Consider the following 18,493-nt stretch of genomic DNA (forward strand, 5'->3'; position numbering starts at 1 on the left):
GGTGCGGGCCTTGGCGCGGGCCCTGGTGCGGGCCCAGGGGCAGCCCGGGGCGCTGCCCTCGTCAGGCCTCTGCCGGGAGGCTGAACCAGACCGCCTTGCCGCGCGCCGTGGGCCGGTGGCCGCAGGCCGCGCTCAGCGTCCGGATCAGCAGCAGACCGCGGCCGTGCTCCTGCCAGGGGTCCGGCTGCGGCATCGGGGCGTTCGGCGAGAGGCCGCGGGGCGGCGCCGGATCGGCGTCGTGCACCTCGACCTGGCAGCCCGTCGGCAGCAGCTCCACCACGAGCTCTATGGGTGTCTCGCCGGGTGTGTGCTCCACCGCGTTGGCGACCAGCTCGGCCGTGAGCAGCTCCGCGGTGTGGCGGTCCGCCGACACCGGGTGGTCGCTGTCCTCCAGCGCCGCGCGCACCAGTGCGCGGGCGATGGGCACGGCTGCCGTGGTGTGCGGCAGTGCGACGCGCCAGGAGGCGGGGCCGGTGGCTGGTGGCAAGGCGGTCTTCCCGTTCGGTGGCAGTTCCTGTTCTCAACCCTACGGAGAACAGGACGTCCCACCAGAGACCGGAGCCCGTCCCGGCCGGGACCTGTGCCACAACCGGGACGGGACTTTCGCGGAGTCGGGACAGTCGTATCGCGTACTCGTGACGGGAGTCACGAATGAGTGATAACTTCGAAGGCAGAGGCAGTGCAGCAGACCGCCCGCGCCCAAGGAGGCCCCACTCCATGAGCCCCTTCACCGGTTCCGTGCCACACACGCAGGACTGGCGCCATCTGCGGCTGACGAGACACGACGGTGTCGCGACCGTCACCCTCGCCCGCCCGGACAAGCTCAACGCCCTCACCTTCGGCGCCTACGCGGACCTGCGCGACCTGCTCGCCGAGCTGTCGCGGGAGCGCTCGGTGCGGGCACTCGTGCTGGGCGGCGAGGGCCGCGGATTCTGCTCCGGGGGAGACGTCGACGAGATCATCGGCGCGACCCTCGCCATGGACACCGCCCAGCTCCTCGACTTCAACCGGATGACCGGCCAGGTCGTACGCGCGATCCGCGAGTGCCCCTTCCCCGTGATCGCCGCGGTGCACGGAGTCGCCGCCGGCGCGGGTGCGGTCCTCGCGCTGGCGGCGGACTTCCGGATCGCGGACCCCTCCGCCCGCTTCGCCTTCCTGTTCACCAAGGTGGGGCTCTCCGGCGGTGACATGGGCGCGGCCTATCTGCTCCCCCGCGTGGTCGGTCTCGGCCACGCGACCCGGCTGCTCATGCTCGGGGAGGCGGTACGCGCCGCGGAGGCCGAGCGGATCGGCCTGATCAGCGAGCTGACCGACGAGGGCGGGGCGCTCGAACGGGCCGCGGAGCTGGCCCGCCGGCTCGCCGACGGCCCGGCACTGGCGTACGCGCAGACCAAGGCGCTGCTGACCGCCGAACTCGACATGCCGCTCGCCGCGGCGGTGGAACTGGACGCGGCGACCCAGGCATTGCTGATGAACGGCGAGGACTACGCGGAGTTCCACGCCGCCTTCACCGAGAAGCGCCCGCCCAAGTGGCAGGGCCGCTGACATGGCTCCGGCACCGGCCCCGACCGGCACACCCGGGGGACGACCGGTCTCCGCCCCCACGCCCGGACACGCCGACGGCGCCCCGCGCCCGCTGCGTGTCGCCGTCGTCGGCGGCGGCCCCGGCGGGCTGTACGCCGCCGCGCTGCTCAAGCGCCTCGACCCCGCCCGCGAGATCACCGTCTGGGAGCGGAACGCGCCCGACGACACCTTCGGCTTCGGCGTCGTCCTCTCCGACGAGACCCTCGGCGGGATCGAGCACGCCGACCCCGTCGTCCACCGCGCCCTCCAGCAGGAGTTCGCACGGTGGGACGACATCGACATCACCCACCGCGGACACACCCTCACCTCCGGCGGACACGGCTTCGCCGCCCTCGGCCGCCGCCGGCTCCTGGAGATCCTCCACGAGCGCTGCGAATCCCTCGGCGTACGCATCCGTTTCCGCACCGAGGCCCCGCCCGCCGTCGAACTCGCCGCCGCCCACGACCTCGTCATCGCCGCGGACGGTGTCCACAGCGCCACCCGCGAGGCGCACGCCGACGTCTTCGCGCCCCGCGTCACCACCCACCGCTGCCGTTACATCTGGCTCGCCGCCGACTTCGCCTTCGACTCCTTCCGCTTCGAGATCGCGGAGACCGAGCACGGTGTGATGCAGCTCCACGCCTACCCCTACGCCCGCCCGTCGTCCGACCACCACCCCTCGACGGGCCTCGGCGGGCCGCAGAACCGGTCCGGCGCCTCCACCGTCATCGTGGAGATGCGCGAGGAGGTCTGGCGCGCCGCCGGTCTCGACGCCTGCGACGAGCAGCAGTCCGCCGAACGCTGCGCCAAGGTCTTCGCCGAGGCTCTCGGAGGCCGCCCGCTGCGCGGCAACTCCTCGACCTGGATCGCCTTCCGCACCGTCGTCAACGACCGCTGGTCGCACGGCAACATCGTGCTCCTCGGCGACGCCGCGCACACCGCTCACTTCTCCATCGGCTCCGGCACCAAGCTCGCCGTCGAGGACGCCCTCGCGCTCGCCGCATGCGTCGAGGAGCAGCCCGACCTGCCTGCGGCCCTCGCCGCCTACGAGGCCGAGCGCCGCCCGGTCGTCGAGTCGACCCAGCGCGCGGCCGCCGCCAGCCTGCGCTGGTTCGAGGAACTCGCCTTCCGCACCGACCAGTCGCCCCACCGGTTCGCGTTCGACCTCCTCACCCGCAGCCGCCGCGTCACCCACGACAACCTGCGGCTGCGCGACCCCGCCTTCACAGAGGCGGTGGAACGGGACTTCGGCTGCCCGCCCGGAACCCCGCCGATGTTCACCCCCTTCCGGCTGCGCGGACTGACGCTGCGCAACCGCGTGGTCGTCTCACCCATGGACATGTACGTCGCCGAGGACGGCATTCCCGGCGACTTCCATCTCGTCCACCTCGGCGCCCGCGCCCTCGGCGGAGCGGGCCTGGTCATGACCGAGATGGTGTGCGTCAGCCCCGAGGGCCGCATCACCCCCGGCTGCACCGGCCTCTACACCTCCGAACAGGCCGCCGCCTGGCGCCGCGTCACCGATTTCGTCCACCACAGCTCGCCAGGCACCGCGATCGGCGTCCAGCTGGGTCACTCCGGCCGCAAGGGCTCCACCAGACTCATGTGGGAAGGCATCGACCAGCCGCTCGAAGAGGGCAACTGGCCGGTGTCCGCGGCCTCCCCGATCCCGTACCGCCCGGGGACCAACCAGATCCCGCACGCACTCGACCGCACCGGACTCGCCGAGATCCGGCAGCAGTTCGCCTCCGCCGCCCGACGCGCCGCCCGCAGCGGCTTCGACCTGCTCGAACTCCACTGCGCGCACGGCTATCTGCTGTCGGGCTTTCTCTCACCGCTGACCAATCAACGCACGGACGCCTACGGGGGTTCCCTCGCGGGCCGGCTCCGTTTCCCGCTCGAGGTCTTCGACGCCGTGCGCGAGATCTGGCCGGACGACAGACCCATGACGGTCCGTATCTCGGCCACCGACTGGGCCGACGGCGGCACGACGGCGGAGGACGCCGTCGCCGTCGCCCGTGCCTTCGCCGCCCACGGCGCCGACGCCATCGACGTGTCCACCGGCCAGGTCGTCGCCGAGGAACGCCCCGAGTACGGGCGCTCGTACCAGACCCCGTACGCCGACCGGATCCGGGGTGAGGCGCATGTCCCGGTCATCGCGGTCGGTGCCATCTCCTCCTGGGACGACGTCAACTCGATCCTGCTGGCCGGCCGCGCCGACCTCTGCGCCCTGGCCCGCCCTCATCTGTACGACCCGCACTGGACGCTCCACGCGGCGGCCGACCAGGGCTACGCGGGCGACGCCGCGCCCTGGCCCCTGCCGTACCGGGCCGGCAGCCGCAAGCCGCCCACCGGCCGCACCGACGACCCGAAACCGAGGCTCACCCTGAACTGAGACGGCGGCGGCAGGCGGGCCGGGTGCCGCCCCGCGCGCCACGACGCCCCGCGCGCCACGACGCCCGCAGCCGCCGTCAGTGGCGCTCCGGGTCCGGCTTGTTCACGGCCGCGGCCCGCCGGCGGCGGGCCCCGGCTCCGTCACGGCCCGCCGGTGACGAACGGCGCCCCCGCGTCCCGCAGCCGCGCGTGCAGCCGCCCGAACACCTCCGCGGAGCGGCCGCCCGGCCAGCCCTGCGGAAGCAGCTCGCCCGGCAGGCCGGGATCGGCGTACGGCAGCCGCCGCCACGAGTCCAGGGCCGGGAGGTAGTCCCGGTAGGCGTCCTCCGCGGGGGTGTCCTCCCGTGCCTCCCACGAGCGCAGCACCGGTTCGTGCAGGTCCAGGAACTCCTCGTGCTGCTTGGCGACGGCCGCCAGGTCCCACCAGCGGGAGACCGCCTCCGCCGTCGCCGCGAAGCCGAGGTGCTCCCCGCGGAACAGGTCCACGTAGGTCTCCAGCTGGAGCCGCCGCAGCGTGTGCCGGGTCTCCTCGAACAGCCGGGCGGGCGCGATCCACACGCCGGGGGCCGCCGACCCGAACCCGAGCCTGACCAGCCGCGACCGCAGCAGATGCCGCTTGTGCCGCTCGGCCTCCGGTACGGAGAAGACCGCGATGACCCAGCCGTCGGACAGGTCGGCGCAGGAGGGGGCGTAGATGCGTCTGTCGCCGTCGTCGAGCAGTTGGCGGGCGTCGGCGGACAGGGCGTACCCGGCCGCGCCCTCCGCCGTCCGCTCCGGGACGAGCAGCCCGCGCCGTTTCAGCCGGGAGACCGACGAGCGCACCGACGGCGGGTCGACGCCCAGGGCGCCCAGCAGCCGGATGAGCTCGGCCACGGCGAGGGAACCCGGCCGTTCGCGTCCGTACGCGCCGTACAGGGTGACGATCAGGGATCTCGGAGTGTGCTGCTCGGCCACGTGATCACTCTATGGCTCGCAGCCGGAACCTCTGAAGCTTGCCGGTCGGCGTACGCGGCAGGGAGTCCAGGAAGACGATCTCCCGCGGGCACTTGAACGGTGTCAGCCGCTGCTTGACGAAGTCCCTGAGCTCCTCCGCGGTCCCGTCGCCCCCCGAGGCGCCGTCGCGCAGCACGACGAACGCCACGGCGATCTGGCCCCGCAGGTCGTCGGACCGCCCGACGACCGCAGCCTCCGCCACGTCCGGATGGTGCAGCAGCGCGTCCTCGACCTCGGGCCCGGCGATGTTGTACCCGGCCGAGATGATCATGTCGTCGGCGCGGGCGACGTAGCGGAACCATCCGTCGCTCTCGCGCACGTACGTGTCGCCGGTGACGTTCCAGCCGCCGCGGACGTACTCCGCCTGCCGGGGGTCGGCCAGGTAACGGCAGCCCACCGGGCCGCGCACGGCCAGCAGACCCGGTTCTCCGTCGGGCACCGGCAGCCCCTCGCCGTCCACCACCCGCGCCTGCCATCCCGGTACGGGGACGCCGGTGGTGCCGGGTCTGATCGACTCGTCGGCGGCGGAGATGAAGATGTGCAGCAGCTCCGTCGCGCCGATGCCGTTGATGATCCGCAGCCCGGTCCGCTCCTGCCATGCCTGCCATGTCGCGGCCGGCAGGTTCTCACCGGCGGAGACGCAGCGTCGCAGCGAGCGTGTGTCGTGACCGTCGAGCTGGTCGAGCATCACCCGGTAAGCGGTGGGGGCGGTGAACAGCACCGACACCCGGTGCTCGGCGATCGCGGGCAGCAACTGCCCCGGCCCGGCCTGTTCGAGCAGCAGCGCGCAGGCACCTGCGCGCATCGGGAACACGACCAGGCCGCCGAGCCCGAAGGTGAAGCCGAGCGGCGGGCTGCCGGCGAAGACGTCGTCGGGCTCCGGTCGCAGCACATGCTCGGAGAACGTGTCGGCGATCGCGAGCACGTCCCGGTGGAAGTGCATGCACCCCTTGGGACGGCCGGTGGTGCCGGAGGTGAAGGCGATCAGCGCCACGTCGTCGGCCGCCGTCGCCACCGCCTTGTACGGCCGGGCCGTCCCCGCCGCCGCCCGCCGCAGCAGATCGTCGGGCGTGTCGCCGCCGAACGCCGTGATCCGCAGACCCGGCACCTCCGCCTTGACCAGGTCGTCGACGCTCCGTACGTCGCACAGCGCGTGGGAGACGGCGGCGATCTCGCACACCGTGGCCAGCTCCTTGGCACGGTGCTGGGCCAGTACCGTGACCGCCACGGCGCCCGCCTTCATCACCGCGAGCCAGCACGCCGCGAGGTACGGGGTCGTCGGCCCGCGCAGCAGCACCCGGTTGCCCGGTACGACCCCGAGCTCCGCGGTGAGCACATGCGCGATCCGGTCGACCTGCTCGCGCAGGTCACCGTACGACCAGACCTCGCCGCCGCCGGAGCGGAAGACGGGGCGGTCCGCGCCGAGCCGCTCGATCGTGCGGTCGAGCAGCTCCGCGCCGCAGTTCAGCCGCTGCGGGTACCGCAGCGAAGGCAGGTCGAAGAGAAGTTCCGGCCACTGTTCCGCGGGCGGCAGATGGTCGCGCGCGAAGGTGTCGCTGTGGGCCGAGGGTGTCAGCTCCATGGTTCGCCCCCTGTCGGGTCGGCGTCGCCAGACGAGCGTATCGTGATGGTGACGACAGTCAACAGTTCGCGATACCGTGCTTTCACGAGGGCGCCCGGCACGGTCCCCGGGCCCTCAGGCCGTCGTCAGTGGGAGCACGAATGCCCGTATTCTCGCTCGATCCGTCACAGACCGCCTGGTGCGACGAGCTGCGCACCCTGGCCGCGGAACACCTCCGGCCCCTCGCGGAGAAGGGCGAACCGGGGCACGTCAACCGCCCCTTGGTCCAGGCCCTCGGTGAACTCGGTCTGCTGGAACGCCTTTTCACGTCGGGCGCGCTCGAACTGTGCCTGCTCCGCGAGTCACTGGCCCACGGCTGCACGGAGGCGGAGACAGCCCTCGCCCTCCAGGGCCTCGGCACCTCCCCGCTGGTCCAGGCGGGTACCGAGGCGCAGCGCCGTCGCTGGCTCCCCGAGGTCGTCGCGGGACGGGCGGTCGCCGCCTTCGCCCTCAGCGAGCCCGACGCGGGTTCCGACGCGGCGGCTCTCGCACTCAAGGCGGTGCCGGACGGCCGTGGCTGGCGGCTGAGCGGCGAGAAACGCTGGATCTCCAACGCCCCGGAGGCCGACTTCTACACCGTCTTCGCCCGCACCACCGAAGGCGCCGGAGCCCGTGGCGTCACCGCGTTCCTCGTGCCCGCCGACCGCCGGGGCCTGACCGGCAGCGCACTGGAGATGCTCTCCCCGCATCCGATCGGGGCGCTGACCTTCGACGACGTACCGGTCACCGCCGACGACACACTCGGCGAACCCGACCGCGGCTTCCGCGTCGCCATGGACACCCTCAACCGATTCCGCCCCAGTGTCGGCGCCTTCGCCGTCGGCATGGCCCAGGCCGCCCTGGACGCGGCCCTCACCCACACGTCCCACCGCCGGGCGTTCGGCGGCCCGCTCGCCGACCTGCAGTCCGTGGCCCATCGGATCGCCGAGATGGCCACCCGCACGGAAGCCGCCCGGCTGCTCGTCTACGCCGCGGCATCCGCGTACGACGCGGGGGCCGCCGATGTCCCCAAGCGCTCGGCGATGGCCAAGCTGCTGGCCACGGAGACCGCCCAGTACGTCGTCGACTCGGCCGTCCAGCTGCACGGCGCCCGGGCACTCCAGCGCGGCCACCTCCTCGAGCACCTCTACCGCGAGGTCCGTGCCCCGCGCATCTACGAGGGGGCCACCGAGGTCCAGCGCACGATCATCGCCAAGGAGCTCTACTCAGAGGAACGCCACCCCGAGGAGGGGCCCGCATGACCCTGTCCCGCCACAACCCGGCCGAACTCTCCCCGCCCACCGGCTTCTCCCACGCCGTCACGGCCACCGGGACCCGCATGGTCTTCCTCGCCGGCCAGACCGCGCTCGACACGGACGGAAAAGTCGTCGGCGAGACGCTTCCCGAGCAGTTCGAGACCGCCCTGACCAACCTCCTCGCCGCCCTCGCGGCGGCCGACGGCACCCCGCGGGAGCTCGCCCGCGTCACCGTCTACACCACCGACGTCGCCGACTACCGCGCGCACGCGGCCGAACTGGGCCGCATCTGGCGCCGGCTGGCGGGCCGCGACTACCCGGCGATGGCGGTCATCGGGGTCGTACGGTTCTGGGACGAGCAGTGCCTGGTCGAAATCGACGGGGTGGCGGTCCTGCCGTGAACCGGTCGGCCACCGCTTGATCGACTGGTGACGCCTCACCCGGCGGGCTTAACGTCGAACAGTGGACCGCCCCCTCCACGACCCGTGCAGGGGATCCTCCTCGAGGCACGATGCGCCATGACGACCCCGCAGCCGAAACCCGCAGTGCAGACCTCCGTCCCGGACCGGGGCGGAGGGAACGGGATGGCCCTCCTCGTCATCGCCTCGTGCCAGCTGATGGTGGTTCTCGACATCACCATCGTGAACATCGCACTGCCGCACATCCAGAACTCGCTGGAGTTCTCCACCACCACCCTGTCCTGGGTGGTCAATGCCTACACCCTCACCTTCGGCGGCCTGCTGCTGCTCGGCGGGCGGGCCGGCGACATCCTGGGCAGACGGCGGGTCTTCGTCTTCGGCGTACTGCTCTTCGTGCTGGCCTCCCTGCTCGGCGGGCTCGCCCAGAACGCCGGCCAGCTGCTGGCCGCACGCGCCCTTCAGGGTGTCGGCGGCGCCATCGCCTCGCCGACCTCCCTGGCACTGATCACCACCACGTTCACGGAGGGACCGGAACGCAACCGGGCCTTCGGCGTGTTCGCGGCCGTGTCGGCGGGCGGTGGCGCCATCGGGCTGCTCGCCGGCGGCATGCTCGTCGAGTGGCTCGACTGGCGATGGGTGCTGTTCGTCAATGTGCCGATCGGTCTGCTCATCGCCTTCGCCGCACCCCGCTGGATCAAGGAGTCGCAGCGCCACCCCGGCCGGTTCGACCTCACCGGCGCCCTGACCTCCACCCTCGGCATGGCCGCGCTGGTCTACGGATTCATCCGCGCCGCCCAGGAAGGCTGGCGCGACGCGTACACCCTGGCCTCGTTCGCAGCCGCACTCGTGCTGCTCTGCGCCTTCTTCATGGTCGAGCGGCGCTCCCGGCAGCCGATCACACCACTGCACATGTTCGCCGACCGCAACCGCGCGGGCACGTACGGCATGATGCTGGCGCTCGCCGCGGCGATGTTCGGCATGTTCTTCTTCCTGACCCTCTTCGTCCAGAACGTGCTCGGCTTCGGCCCGCTCGGTGCGGGGCTCGCCTTCCTCCCGGTCAGCGCGGTCATCGCGATCGGCGCGGGCCTGGCCGCCCAGCTGCTGCCGAAGTACGGCCCCAAGCCGTTCATGGTGGCCGGCGCCGTCCTGGCCGCCGTCGGACTGGCGTGGCTGACCCTGACCGACATCGACTCCACCTACGCGGGCAGCATTCTGGGACCGATGCTGGTCTTCAGCCTCGGGATGGGCATGCAGTTCGTCTCCCTGACGCTGATGGCGCTGTCGAACGTCCCGGTGCACGAGTCGGGTGCGGCGTCCGGACTGCTGAACGCCACGCAGCAGGTCGGCGGCGCGCTCGGTCTGTCGATCCTGGTCACGGTCTTCGGCACCGCGAGCACCAACGAGGCGCGGGACCGGATCCCGCGCTTCATGGCGGAGGCCACCCCGGCCGAACGGCTCGCCTTCCGGCGCACCGGTGAACTTCCACCGCCCTGGGGCGACCAGGTGCTCACGGCCGGCGTCTCCGCCGCCTTCGTCATGGCCGCGATCTTCGCCGTGCTGGCCGCGCTGATCGCACTGCTGGCCATCCAGGTCCGCCCTTCCGACCTGGAACGTCTCAAGGGCGGCGTCGCCCCGCCCCCCGACGCCTGATCCGCCCGCGCCACCTGATCCACCCGCGCCGAGGCGCCTGATCAACTCGCGCCGTACGGGCAGGGGGAAGGCCCCGGTGCTCCTTCGCCGGGGCCTTTGTCTCGACCGGACGTCCGGCGGTCAGCTGATGGGGCTCGGGCCGGGACCGCGCCTGCGGCCGCCTCCGCTCCGCTTGCCGGCCGCGGCTGCCATGGCCAGGCCGCAGAGCAGCGCGACCGCACCGACGATGACGTTGTTGACGACGCTGCGAGTCGTGTCCATCTCACCGGCAACGACCCAGGGGGAAATGATCGTCCATGCGCCGATGGCGCACGCTGTCCATGCCATGGCGTGGGTGCGCTCGTACGCGGAGCTGAACCCGCCCATGCACAGGGCGAACGCGATGCCGGTGATCAGGTTGCAGATGGCCAGGTTGGTCAGCCCGCTGAAGCCGGCGATCCAAGGCGAGGCCGCCAGGTAGAGGCCCGTGACGAGGGCCAAAGTCTCGATCGCCTGGGCGCGCGGAGTGCTGGTCGCCCGCTCGAAGCGGGACCGCATCTCGGCCAGGTCCGGGTGTTGCTCGATGTCTGCGTGCGTGGTCATGGTGGACGCCGCCTCCTACCAGCAGCCTTATGTGTCCTTTATGTCCATGGAACGCCTCTCTCCGCGGCCGGTCAATACACAATTTCCGTGTCTCAGCCGGTCGCTCCGGACGGTTGCGGCAGGGCCGCCCGGCGCAGGATCCGGGCGAGCTCCCGCGGCTCGGAGAACATCGGCCAGTGCCCCGTGTCCATCTCGACCAGCCGCCAGTGCCCACCCGCCAGCAGCCGGGCCACGGTGCCGTTCGGCTCGGCGCCGTCGAGCAGACACTTGACGTACGTTGCCGGAAGCCCGCCGAGCGGGCGCGCCAGTACGGCCGGTTCGGTCAGAGTGGCACCGGGGTGCGGCGTCGAGCCGGCCACGAACCGCGCGATCTGCTCGTCGGTCATGCCCTGACCCGCGCAGTCGGGGGCGGTCGGCGTCGCCCAGAAGCCGCCGTTCGCGTCGATCGCCGCCTCCAGCACGGCGCTGCCCTGCCAGAAGCCGGAGGCGAAGGACTCCCCGTCGACCGGCACCTCCGAGTCGACGAAGACCACGCGGGCGAGCCGGTCGCCGATCCGCTCGGCGGCCTGGCCGACCGGGATGCCGGAGTAGCTGTGCCCGACGAGCACGACGTCACGCAGATCCCGCTGCCGCACAGCGTCGACGATGTCCTGTACGTGCGTCTGCTGCCCGGCCGGCACACCCTGCCGGTCGGCCGGCCCGGAGAGCGTCACCGGATGCACCCCGTGTCCGGCGGCGCGCAGCTCCCGAGCCACCTCGTCCCATGCCCATGCTCCGAGCCACGCGCCCGCCACCAGTACGAAATTCGTCATGGGCGGCAACGTAGCGTCCCGGTCCGACAGGGGCCGGGTGGCGACGTAGCCTCCCGGTCGGACACCGGCCCGCCGCGCACCGGCGCCCCCGGCCCGGACGCCGCCGGACAGGACCGGGAACGAGGCCGTACTTGCACCATTCGACGCACCGGGCCTCGGTGTTCGTGCAGAATGCGGGGCATGCCCGAATACCTTGAACTCGACCTCGGCGGCGCGGCGTTACGTGTGGAGCTGGCCGACGCCGGAGAGCCGGCGCCGCTCGCCGTTCCCGTGGACGCCGTGGCGGAGCCCGACCTGCCCGACGGCTTCGGCACCGCCACCCCCGTCGCCCGCGGCGGGCGAGCCGCAACGCTCGCCCAGGACGTCCTGCGGACCGCGCTGCGTCCCCTCGGGCCACTGCTCGAAGAGGTGCACTCCGCCGTCACGGGCACCGACAACCCGCCGCAGGAACTCACGGTCGAGTTCGGCATCCAGATCGGCCAGGACTTCAAGCTCGGCATCGTCGGGGCCAACGGCCAGGCGACGATGACCGTCAGCGCGACCTGGAACCAGAGCACCGGCGAAGCCCCCAGGGCGTAGGGATGGGATGGTTCCACCGCCGGGCGACGCCCGGCTCGCAGACGGCACTGCTGCGCGAGGGCGACTCCAGGGCCGCGGGCGCCGCGGTGCTGCTCTCTCCCAGCCGTCTCCTCACCTGTGCGCATGTGGTGAACGACGCCATGGGGCGGCAGTTGCTGAACGCGGAACAGCCCGACGACGACCGGGCGTTCAGCATCGCCTTCTACGGGGCCGAGGCCGCCAGAGGCAGGGGAACCGCCCGCCTGTCGCTGTGGCTGCCGCCCCAGCGACGGCCGGACAGCATCGTGTGGGACGGCGACCTGGCCGTGCTGGACCTCGAGGAGCCCGCCCCCGACTGGACCAGGCCCGTGGTGTGGCGGGAGATGGCCGAAGGGATGGAGCTGCGGGCCTGGCACGGCGGCGGGGCGGGCATCACCTACGCCGACACCGTGGCCGGGTACCAGGACGACGGCTGCTGCTATCTCGACGGCGCCCTGACGGGTGCCGCCATCGGGCCCGGCTACAGCGGGGGCCCGCTGTGGGTGCGGTCCGACTCCACCGTCGCCGGGCTGGTCGTCGCGCAGGTGATGCCGGACGCGGCGGCGCTCCGGGCGCAGGAGACGGTGCGGCGGGGCTGGGCGGTGCCCTGGCAGACGGTACGGGACGAACTGGCGCGCGCCGGTGCCGCGGACGTCGTCGACGAATGCGAGGTCGTGCGGCGCAACGGGCCCATCGGCAGCGGCGCGAACGAGGCGTCCGTGCAGGCGGTGCTGCCACTGCTGCGCACGCTGCTGGACGATCCGGTCAGGCGTGCCGACCACTGCCGGGATCTCGCCGCCCACCTCGGCTGTGAACCGCCGAGCGGCGGCGGGGCGCCGACTCCCTCGCTGGAGGAGCTCGCGGCCGTGCTGCTGACCGAGGACCGCGCCCTGGCCACCCTCTCCGAGTCGCTGGCCCCTGTCGCGGAGCGCGACACGTTCTGCCGCGGTGCGCTGAGCCGCCTGCTGGCACTCGGACGCATCGAGGGCCAGGTCCGGCTGCTGTCCTTCACCGAACACCGGCAGCTCCTCACGGCCCTGCGCGCGGTCGTCGTGGCCGACCCCGGCCTGATCGCCCGCGCCGCGAGGGAGGCGCTCCGGTTCCTGACCCTCCCGGCCCCGCTGGCGCACGCCTCGCGACTGACCGAGGCGGACGTCGACACGGTCGTCCTCGCCCTCGAGGACTACCCCGACGGACGCGGTGGCCCGGCACGTTCCACTCCCGTCCCGGCGCTGCTCAGACTGGCCGAGTTCACGGCCGCGGCCACAGCCGGTGCCCGGAGCCGCGAGGAACTGCGATCCTGGTGCGACCGGGTGGCCCGGCGTCTGGGCATCAGCCCGTCGGCCCTCGGGGAACGACGCGCGGACGCCGAGGCGTGGGCGGCTCACCGGCCCTCCGCCGTGGCCAGGATCGTCACCCGCCTCGCGGCCGCCGGCCCCGACCGGCCGGGGCAGTTCCTGTGCGAGCTGTGGCTCAGCCACAAGGACGGCACGCGTGTGAGCGTGGCCGTTCCCAAGGAACCCCTGCCACCGGAGGAGATCGGCCGGCTCATACGCAGAACCGCCGAAGGCAGCAGGGTGGGTGACGAGCCGGCTCCCTCCCAGGTGGACGTCGTCGTCGGTCCCGCGGATCTCGAGCTCCCCGTGGACGGCTGGGAGACAGGCAACGAACTCGGGGACATCCTGCCGGAGCTCGGTGAACTCCAGAACGTCTTCCCGGACGTCACCGGGCTCGGCATGGCTCTGGGCAGCCGTTACCAGGTGGCCCTCCGCTGCCCGGAACTCACCGGCCGCATCCCGACCGCAGCCGGCGAGATGCGGCGGCGATGGGCTGCGGAGGACCCCCGTGCCCTCGTGGTCTCCGAGCCGTCCACCGACGTCCATCGCCTCTACGAACTGCTGAAGAAGGAGCACCACGACACCGCACGGGTCGTGCTCCACGGCCCGCCGCGGCAGCGTGCCCCGCTGCTGCCCGTGTGCCTGGCCATGGGCGTCCCCGTCGTCCTGTGGGACAGGGCCGCCGCCTCGCACGACGACGCGGCCCGCATGGACGATCTCGACCCCACCGGCCCGCTGGACAAGCTCCCGCAACGGCTCCAGAACTTCAGATCGGTCGTGTACGGCGCCGGGGCGGACCCCTCGGCGGCGAGACCCGCCCTCGTCTGGCACGACGCCGAACTGCCGCTGCCCGGTCCGCTGCACCTCGCGGACCCGCCATGACAGCCGACGCCCGACCGACGCACGATCCACGACAAGGAGCGGACATCCGATGACGGCCCAGGCCCCCGGAGGGCACCACGGCGCGACCGACGACGGGCAGCACGCCGACTGGCGGCTGTTCAAGGGCGACGGCCGGGCCAGAAGCGTCGCCTTCCCCGAGGCGCCGCCGTGGCGGCGCTTCGGGGCACCGGAGACGGGCGGCGTCCGGCGCCACCGCCCGTACCTGATCGGCCACCAGGAGGCGGACGTCGTCAACGCCGCGCTGCTGCTGCGCAGACCGCTGCTGGTGACCGGGCACCCCGGGACGGGAAAGTCCTCCCTCGCCCACGCCCTGGCCCATGAACTCTCCCTGGGCCGCGTCCTGCACTGGCCGGTCAACAGCCGGACCACCCTCCAGGAAGCGCTCTACCGCTACGACGCGATCGGCCGGCTCCGCGAGACGAACATGAGACGCGATCCGCAAGGGCACACGGACGCCCCGGCGGAGGAACCGGGCATCGGCTCGTACGTGCGCCTCGGCCCCCTCGGCACCGCACTGGTGCCGTCGAAGTCCCCACGGGTGCTCCTCGTGGACGAACTCGACAAGGGCGATGTAGACCTGCCGAACGACCTGCTCAACGTCTTCGAGGAGGGCGAGTTCGAAATCCCGGAACTGGCGCGGCTTCCCGAGGAGCACAGCACCGTGACCGTGATGACCGCCGACCCCGACGCATGGACGGACGTCGTCCGTGGCCAGGTCCGGTGTTCCGAGTTCCCCGTCGTCGTGATCACGAGCAACGGCGAACGCGACTTCCCGCCCGCCTTCCTCCGCCGGTGTGTCCGGCTGGACCTCCCGGAACCGGACGAGGAACGGCTGCGTGCCATCGTCTCCGCCCACCTGGACGCGAACGGCGACGACGGCACGGACGGCGTCGACGACCTGATGCGCGCCTTCCTCGCCCGCCGGGCACGTGGCGAACTCGCGACGGACCAACTGCTCAACGCCGTCTTCCTGCGTCGCGGGGGCGTCGAACTCGACGCGGACGGCCTGCTGGACGCCGTACTGCACCGCCTCGGCAGAACCCTGTGAGCGACGGGCCCGTGCTGCGAAGGGTCCGCACCGTCCTGTCCGGCGACGGCGAGCCCCTCGACGCCGAAGAACTCCTCGACGCCCTGTGGCTGGCGGGCCGCCTGCCCCCGGCGGCCGCCACGGCGCTGGCGCGGGTGGCCGCCGCGGCCGGGCCGAGCAACCGGGCGACCGTCCGGCGGGACGAGGCCGCCCCCGCCGTGGCCGCCCCCCGGCCGTCCGACGAGGACCGGCAGCAGACGACCGCCCCGGACACCGATGACGGCCCGACTCCCCGGGAGACGACCGGAACCGGCCTCCACGCCGCCCCGGCGGCCCGCCGCAGGGACGCCCACTCCGACCGGGCGGCCATGGCCGTACGCGCCCCGGGAGTCAAGGCGCTTGGTGGTGAGGAGCTCCGCCTCGGACGGGCCCTGCGCCCCCTGAAACAGCTGCGTCCCGACGCCCTGCGCACCGAGGTCGACATCGACGCCACGGTCACGGCCATGGCGGAGACCGGCCTTCCCGAAGTCGTGCTCCGCCCGGCGACGACCAAGTGGCTCGACCTGGCGGTCCTCGTCGACGACGGCGTCTCGATGCTGCTCTGGCAGCGGCTCGCCGGAGAACTGCTCGGGCTGCTGCAGCGCTGTGGCGCCTTCCGCCATGTACGTGTCCACGGCCTCGACACCCGCGGCGAAGAGGCCCCCCGGCTGAGCGGCCGTCCGTACGACTCCGGCGACGCGACCCTGCCGATGTCCACGGTGCTCGATCCGTCGGGCAACACGCTGCTGCTCGTCGTGAGCGACGGGGTGGGCCGCGCATGGCGGGACGGATCCATGCACGACGCCCTGCTGAGGGCCGCGTCCGCGGGGCCCACGGCGTTGGTGCACGCGCTTCCCCGGCGGCTGTGGGCGGGCACGGGCATCGACGTCCGGCAGTGGAAGGTGACGACACGGCGCAGAGGCGCGGCCAACCGGTCCTGGGACATCGAGGATCCGGTGCTCCCCGCCGAACTGGCCCCCTACGAAGGGGTGCCCGTCCCGGTGCTCACCACGGACGACGACAGCGTGGGCACCTGGGCCCGGCTCATCGGTTCCCCCGGGGACAGCGCCGTGCTGCCTCTGCTCGCCTTCCCGGCCACCGCCACCGGCACCGGCACGTACGGCTCTCACCGGGGCCGGCCGTCCGACGCGGAGCAGGTGGTCCTGCGGTTCCGGGACACGGCCTCCCCGGAGGCCTACCGCCTCGCGGCGCACCTGGCCGCCGTGGCACCGGTTCCCGTGCCGGTGATGCGGCTCGTCCAGCACGCCATGACGCCGCCGGTCGACACGTCCCACCTGGCGGAGGTCTTCCTCGGCGGGCTCATGCACGGCGCCGACGAAACGGAGTGCCTCCCGCACCAGAAGACCTTCGACTTCGCGGAAGAGACCCGCCAGATCCTGCTGGGCACCGTGCCGCCGCCCGAACTGATGCGCACCACGCGTGCGGTGACGGCACACCTCGGTGATCTCGCCGGCTCCCCGGCCGGGTTTCCCGCATGGCTGCCGCACCCCGAGGGAGCGGACCGGGTGCGGTCCGGAGCGCGGCAGCCGTTCGGCTGGGTGGACGACACACTCAAGCGCAGACTGGGCGTCTCGTCTCCCGAACCCTCCGAGCCGGCGGCGCCGCCGCCCCGTCCCGGCGAGGAACTGCGGGAGCTTCCCCCCGGTTTCGAGCTGGACCCGGAGCTGACGGACTGGCGTCGGCTGACGGTCATGGATCCGCGGTTCGGCGGACGGGGCGCCCCGCCGTACGACGTGTTCGCCGAACACGAAGGAGGCTGGTCGAGCATCGGCATGTTCCTCGCACACGACGGCGAGGGCCGCGTACTGGTCATCCGCATGCCCGGCCGGCCCCACGCCGAGGACCTCGTGACCAGAGAGGTCGCCGCGCTCAAGCGCATGGACGGCGTCCACGCGCCCCGGCTGACCGCCTGGGACGTCAGCGTGGAACGGCCGTGGCTCGCCGTCGAGTGCGCACTCGACGGCACCTCCGAGCCGGCCCCGAACCTGGTGGGCTTCACGCGGCACCACGGGCTGCTGCACCATGCCGGGCTGCTCGCCGTGGCCCGCCAGCTCGCCGGAGCTCTCACCCGGGCGCACGAGGCGCGACTGACCCACGGGTCCCTGACACCCAGAAGCGTGCTGATCGCGGGACGCGACGCCCTGATCACCGGCTGGATGACGGCGTCACTGGACGGCCGGCCCAGCCCGCACCGGTCCCGTCATCGGCAGCACTCCGCCTACCGGGCCCCGGAAATGACCGACGGCGTGGACGCACCGTCGCCCGAAGCCGATGTGTACGCGCTCGGCTGCGTCCTGGTCGCGGCGGCGACGGGCCCCGACTACGAAGGCAGTGTTCCCGACGCCCTCGCGGCGGTGAAGGGGCGGCTCGAGCCCGCGTTCGTGGGCATCCTCCGCGCCTGCCTGCAACCGGACCCTGCCCGCCGGCCCACCGCGGGCGTGCTGCTCCAGGCACTCGACTCCCTGGCCCTGGAGGGGGATCCGGGGCGTCACCCGCTGACGGTCGTCCTCGGGTTCGACACCGAGCTGAACCCGGTGCGGCTGGCTCTGGAGAGCGAACACCGAGGCGGTCAGGGCCCCCATCTGCTGGGCCGCGGAGGTCCGGCCCGCGCACGCAGGGAACTTCTGCGCCGTGTGCTGGAGCAGTTGACACGGCAGGCGCTCACCGGCATCGAGCTGCTCCTCGCCGACTTCGACGGCCGAAGCGGTCTCGAGCAGTTCATCGACCGCGTCAGCGGCTCGTCCTTCCTCGGCATGCGCGACGACTCCGGGCACGAAGGCACAGGAGCCCTGGCACTGTGCGCGAGACTCCTGCGGGAGATCGAACGGCGCCGGGAGGTGCTGGAGAGGGCCACCGGCTACCACGACATCGGAGTGCTGGAGCAAGAGGCCGCCAAGCGGTCCTTCCTGCCCCGGCTGCCGCGCCTCGTGGTGGCCGTGGAGGACTTCCCCCGGATCATGGCACTGGTGCCGGAACTGCGTACCGCCCTGCGGCAGGTCGCGGAATCCGGCGCACGCCTCGGCATTCACCTGATCCTGTTCGGCGAGGATTTCGACCGGGCGGGCGAGGACCTCCTGGAGCTGCTGCCCACCCGGATCGACCTGTCGGCACCGGGCGTTGACGCAGGATCGCCGGGGACGGGCGCGGTGTTCCACGCCGCGTCCGCTCCCGGGCCGGTCCACTTCAGCACGGGGTACGAGGGGGAGGACGAGCGGTTCCGGTCCTGAGGCTCCTGATTCCGGTCGCGGTCGGCACGACGGCCGGTCCCGTGCCTTCCCGGGACCGGCCCGCTCGGAGAGG

General features: G+C 72.8%; 14 protein-coding genes. 9 read left to right on the forward strand and 5 right to left on the reverse strand.

Features of this window, described 5'->3' with window-relative positions:
* Positions 1 to 61: 61 nt before the first annotated feature.
* Positions 62 to 487 (reverse strand): ATP-binding protein, encoded by a 426-nt coding sequence (locus ACFYV1_RS01385; RefSeq protein WP_389393279.1) that lies wholly within the window; start codon positions 485 to 487, stop codon positions 62 to 64.
* Positions 488 to 717: 230 nt separating this feature from the next.
* Between ACFYV1_RS01385 and ACFYV1_RS01390 the strand changes: the two genes are divergently transcribed.
* Entirely contained in the window at positions 718 to 1,545 is an 828-nt protein-coding gene (locus tag ACFYV1_RS01390; RefSeq protein ID WP_389393280.1) for an enoyl-CoA hydratase family protein, read from the forward strand.
* Position 1,546: 1 nt separating this feature from the next.
* On the forward strand, positions 1,547 to 3,958 hold the full coding sequence (locus ACFYV1_RS01395; RefSeq protein WP_389393281.1) for a bifunctional salicylyl-CoA 5-hydroxylase/oxidoreductase: 2,412 nt from the start codon (positions 1,547 to 1,549) through the stop codon (positions 3,956 to 3,958).
* A gap of 140 nt (positions 3,959 to 4,098) precedes the next feature.
* Here the strand turns inward: ACFYV1_RS01395 and ACFYV1_RS01400 are convergent, their stop codons facing one another.
* Positions 4,099 to 4,911: a PaaX family transcriptional regulator C-terminal domain-containing protein gene (locus ACFYV1_RS01400; RefSeq protein WP_389393282.1), complete on the reverse strand. Its 813-nt coding sequence runs from the start codon at positions 4,909 to 4,911 to the stop codon at positions 4,099 to 4,101.
* 4 nt (positions 4,912 to 4,915) lie between these two features.
* Positions 4,916 to 6,532, reverse strand: coding sequence for an AMP-binding protein (locus ACFYV1_RS01405; RefSeq protein ID WP_389393283.1), 1,617 nt, complete (start codon positions 6,530 to 6,532; stop codon positions 4,916 to 4,918).
* 140 nt (positions 6,533 to 6,672) lie between these two features.
* On the opposite strand from ACFYV1_RS01405, the gene ACFYV1_RS01410 reads away from it, so the two are divergent.
* The 3 genes from ACFYV1_RS01410 (at position 6,673) to ACFYV1_RS01420 (ending at position 9,875) form a co-directional block, all read left to right on the forward strand.
* Complete coding sequence (locus ACFYV1_RS01410; protein ID WP_389393284.1) at positions 6,673 to 7,812, forward strand: acyl-CoA dehydrogenase family protein; 1,140 nt, start codon at positions 6,673 to 6,675, stop codon at positions 7,810 to 7,812.
* The gene (locus ACFYV1_RS01415) at positions 7,809 to 8,207 is read left to right on the forward strand and encodes a RidA family protein (protein WP_389393285.1); all 399 of its coding nucleotides are present in this window, start codon (positions 7,809 to 7,811) and stop codon (positions 8,205 to 8,207) included. Before ACFYV1_RS01410 ends, ACFYV1_RS01415 begins: the two co-directional genes overlap by 4 nt.
* Positions 8,208 to 8,390: 183 nt before the next feature.
* Complete coding sequence (locus ACFYV1_RS01420) at positions 8,391 to 9,875, forward strand: MFS transporter (protein ID WP_389393286.1); 1,485 nt, start codon at positions 8,391 to 8,393, stop codon at positions 9,873 to 9,875.
* A gap of 120 nt (positions 9,876 to 9,995) precedes the next feature.
* On the opposite strand, the gene ACFYV1_RS01425 is transcribed toward ACFYV1_RS01420, so the two are convergent.
* Positions 9,996 to 10,457 (reverse strand): SPW repeat protein, encoded by a 462-nt coding sequence (locus tag ACFYV1_RS01425; RefSeq protein WP_389393287.1) that lies wholly within the window; start codon positions 10,455 to 10,457, stop codon positions 9,996 to 9,998.
* 92 nt (positions 10,458 to 10,549) lie between these two features.
* Entirely contained in the window at positions 10,550 to 11,269 is a 720-nt protein-coding gene (locus ACFYV1_RS01430; protein ID WP_389393288.1) for an alpha/beta fold hydrolase, read from the reverse strand.
* A 180-nt stretch (positions 11,270 to 11,449) separates the two neighbouring features.
* Between ACFYV1_RS01430 and ACFYV1_RS01435 the strand changes: the two genes are divergently transcribed.
* The 4 genes from ACFYV1_RS01435 to ACFYV1_RS01450 are packed head-to-tail and all read left to right on the forward strand — an operon-like array spanning position 11,450 to position 18,420.
* Positions 11,450 to 11,848 (forward strand): CU044_2847 family protein, encoded by a 399-nt coding sequence (locus ACFYV1_RS01435; RefSeq protein ID WP_389393289.1) that lies wholly within the window; start codon positions 11,450 to 11,452, stop codon positions 11,846 to 11,848.
* Positions 11,849 to 11,850: 2 nt separating this feature from the next.
* Positions 11,851 to 14,085 carry a trypsin-like peptidase domain-containing protein gene (locus ACFYV1_RS01440; RefSeq protein ID WP_389393290.1) on the forward strand — a complete coding sequence of 745 codons (2,235 nt, stop codon included), beginning with the start codon at positions 11,851 to 11,853 and terminating at the stop codon, positions 14,083 to 14,085.
* A gap of 49 nt (positions 14,086 to 14,134) precedes the next feature.
* The gene (locus ACFYV1_RS01445) at positions 14,135 to 15,154 is read left to right on the forward strand and encodes an AAA family ATPase (RefSeq protein ID WP_389393291.1); all 1,020 of its coding nucleotides are present in this window, start codon (positions 14,135 to 14,137) and stop codon (positions 15,152 to 15,154) included.
* 11 nt (positions 15,155 to 15,165) lie between these two features.
* Entirely contained in the window at positions 15,166 to 18,420 is a 3,255-nt protein-coding gene (locus ACFYV1_RS01450) for an SAV_2336 N-terminal domain-related protein (protein ID WP_389393292.1), read from the forward strand.
* Positions 18,421 to 18,493: the final 73 nt, after the last annotated feature.

The sequence above is a fragment of the Streptomyces sp. NPDC003023 genome (genome assembly GCF_042888225.1).
In the GTDB taxonomy this organism is placed as follows: Bacteria; Actinomycetota; Actinomycetes; order Streptomycetales; family Streptomycetaceae; genus Streptomyces.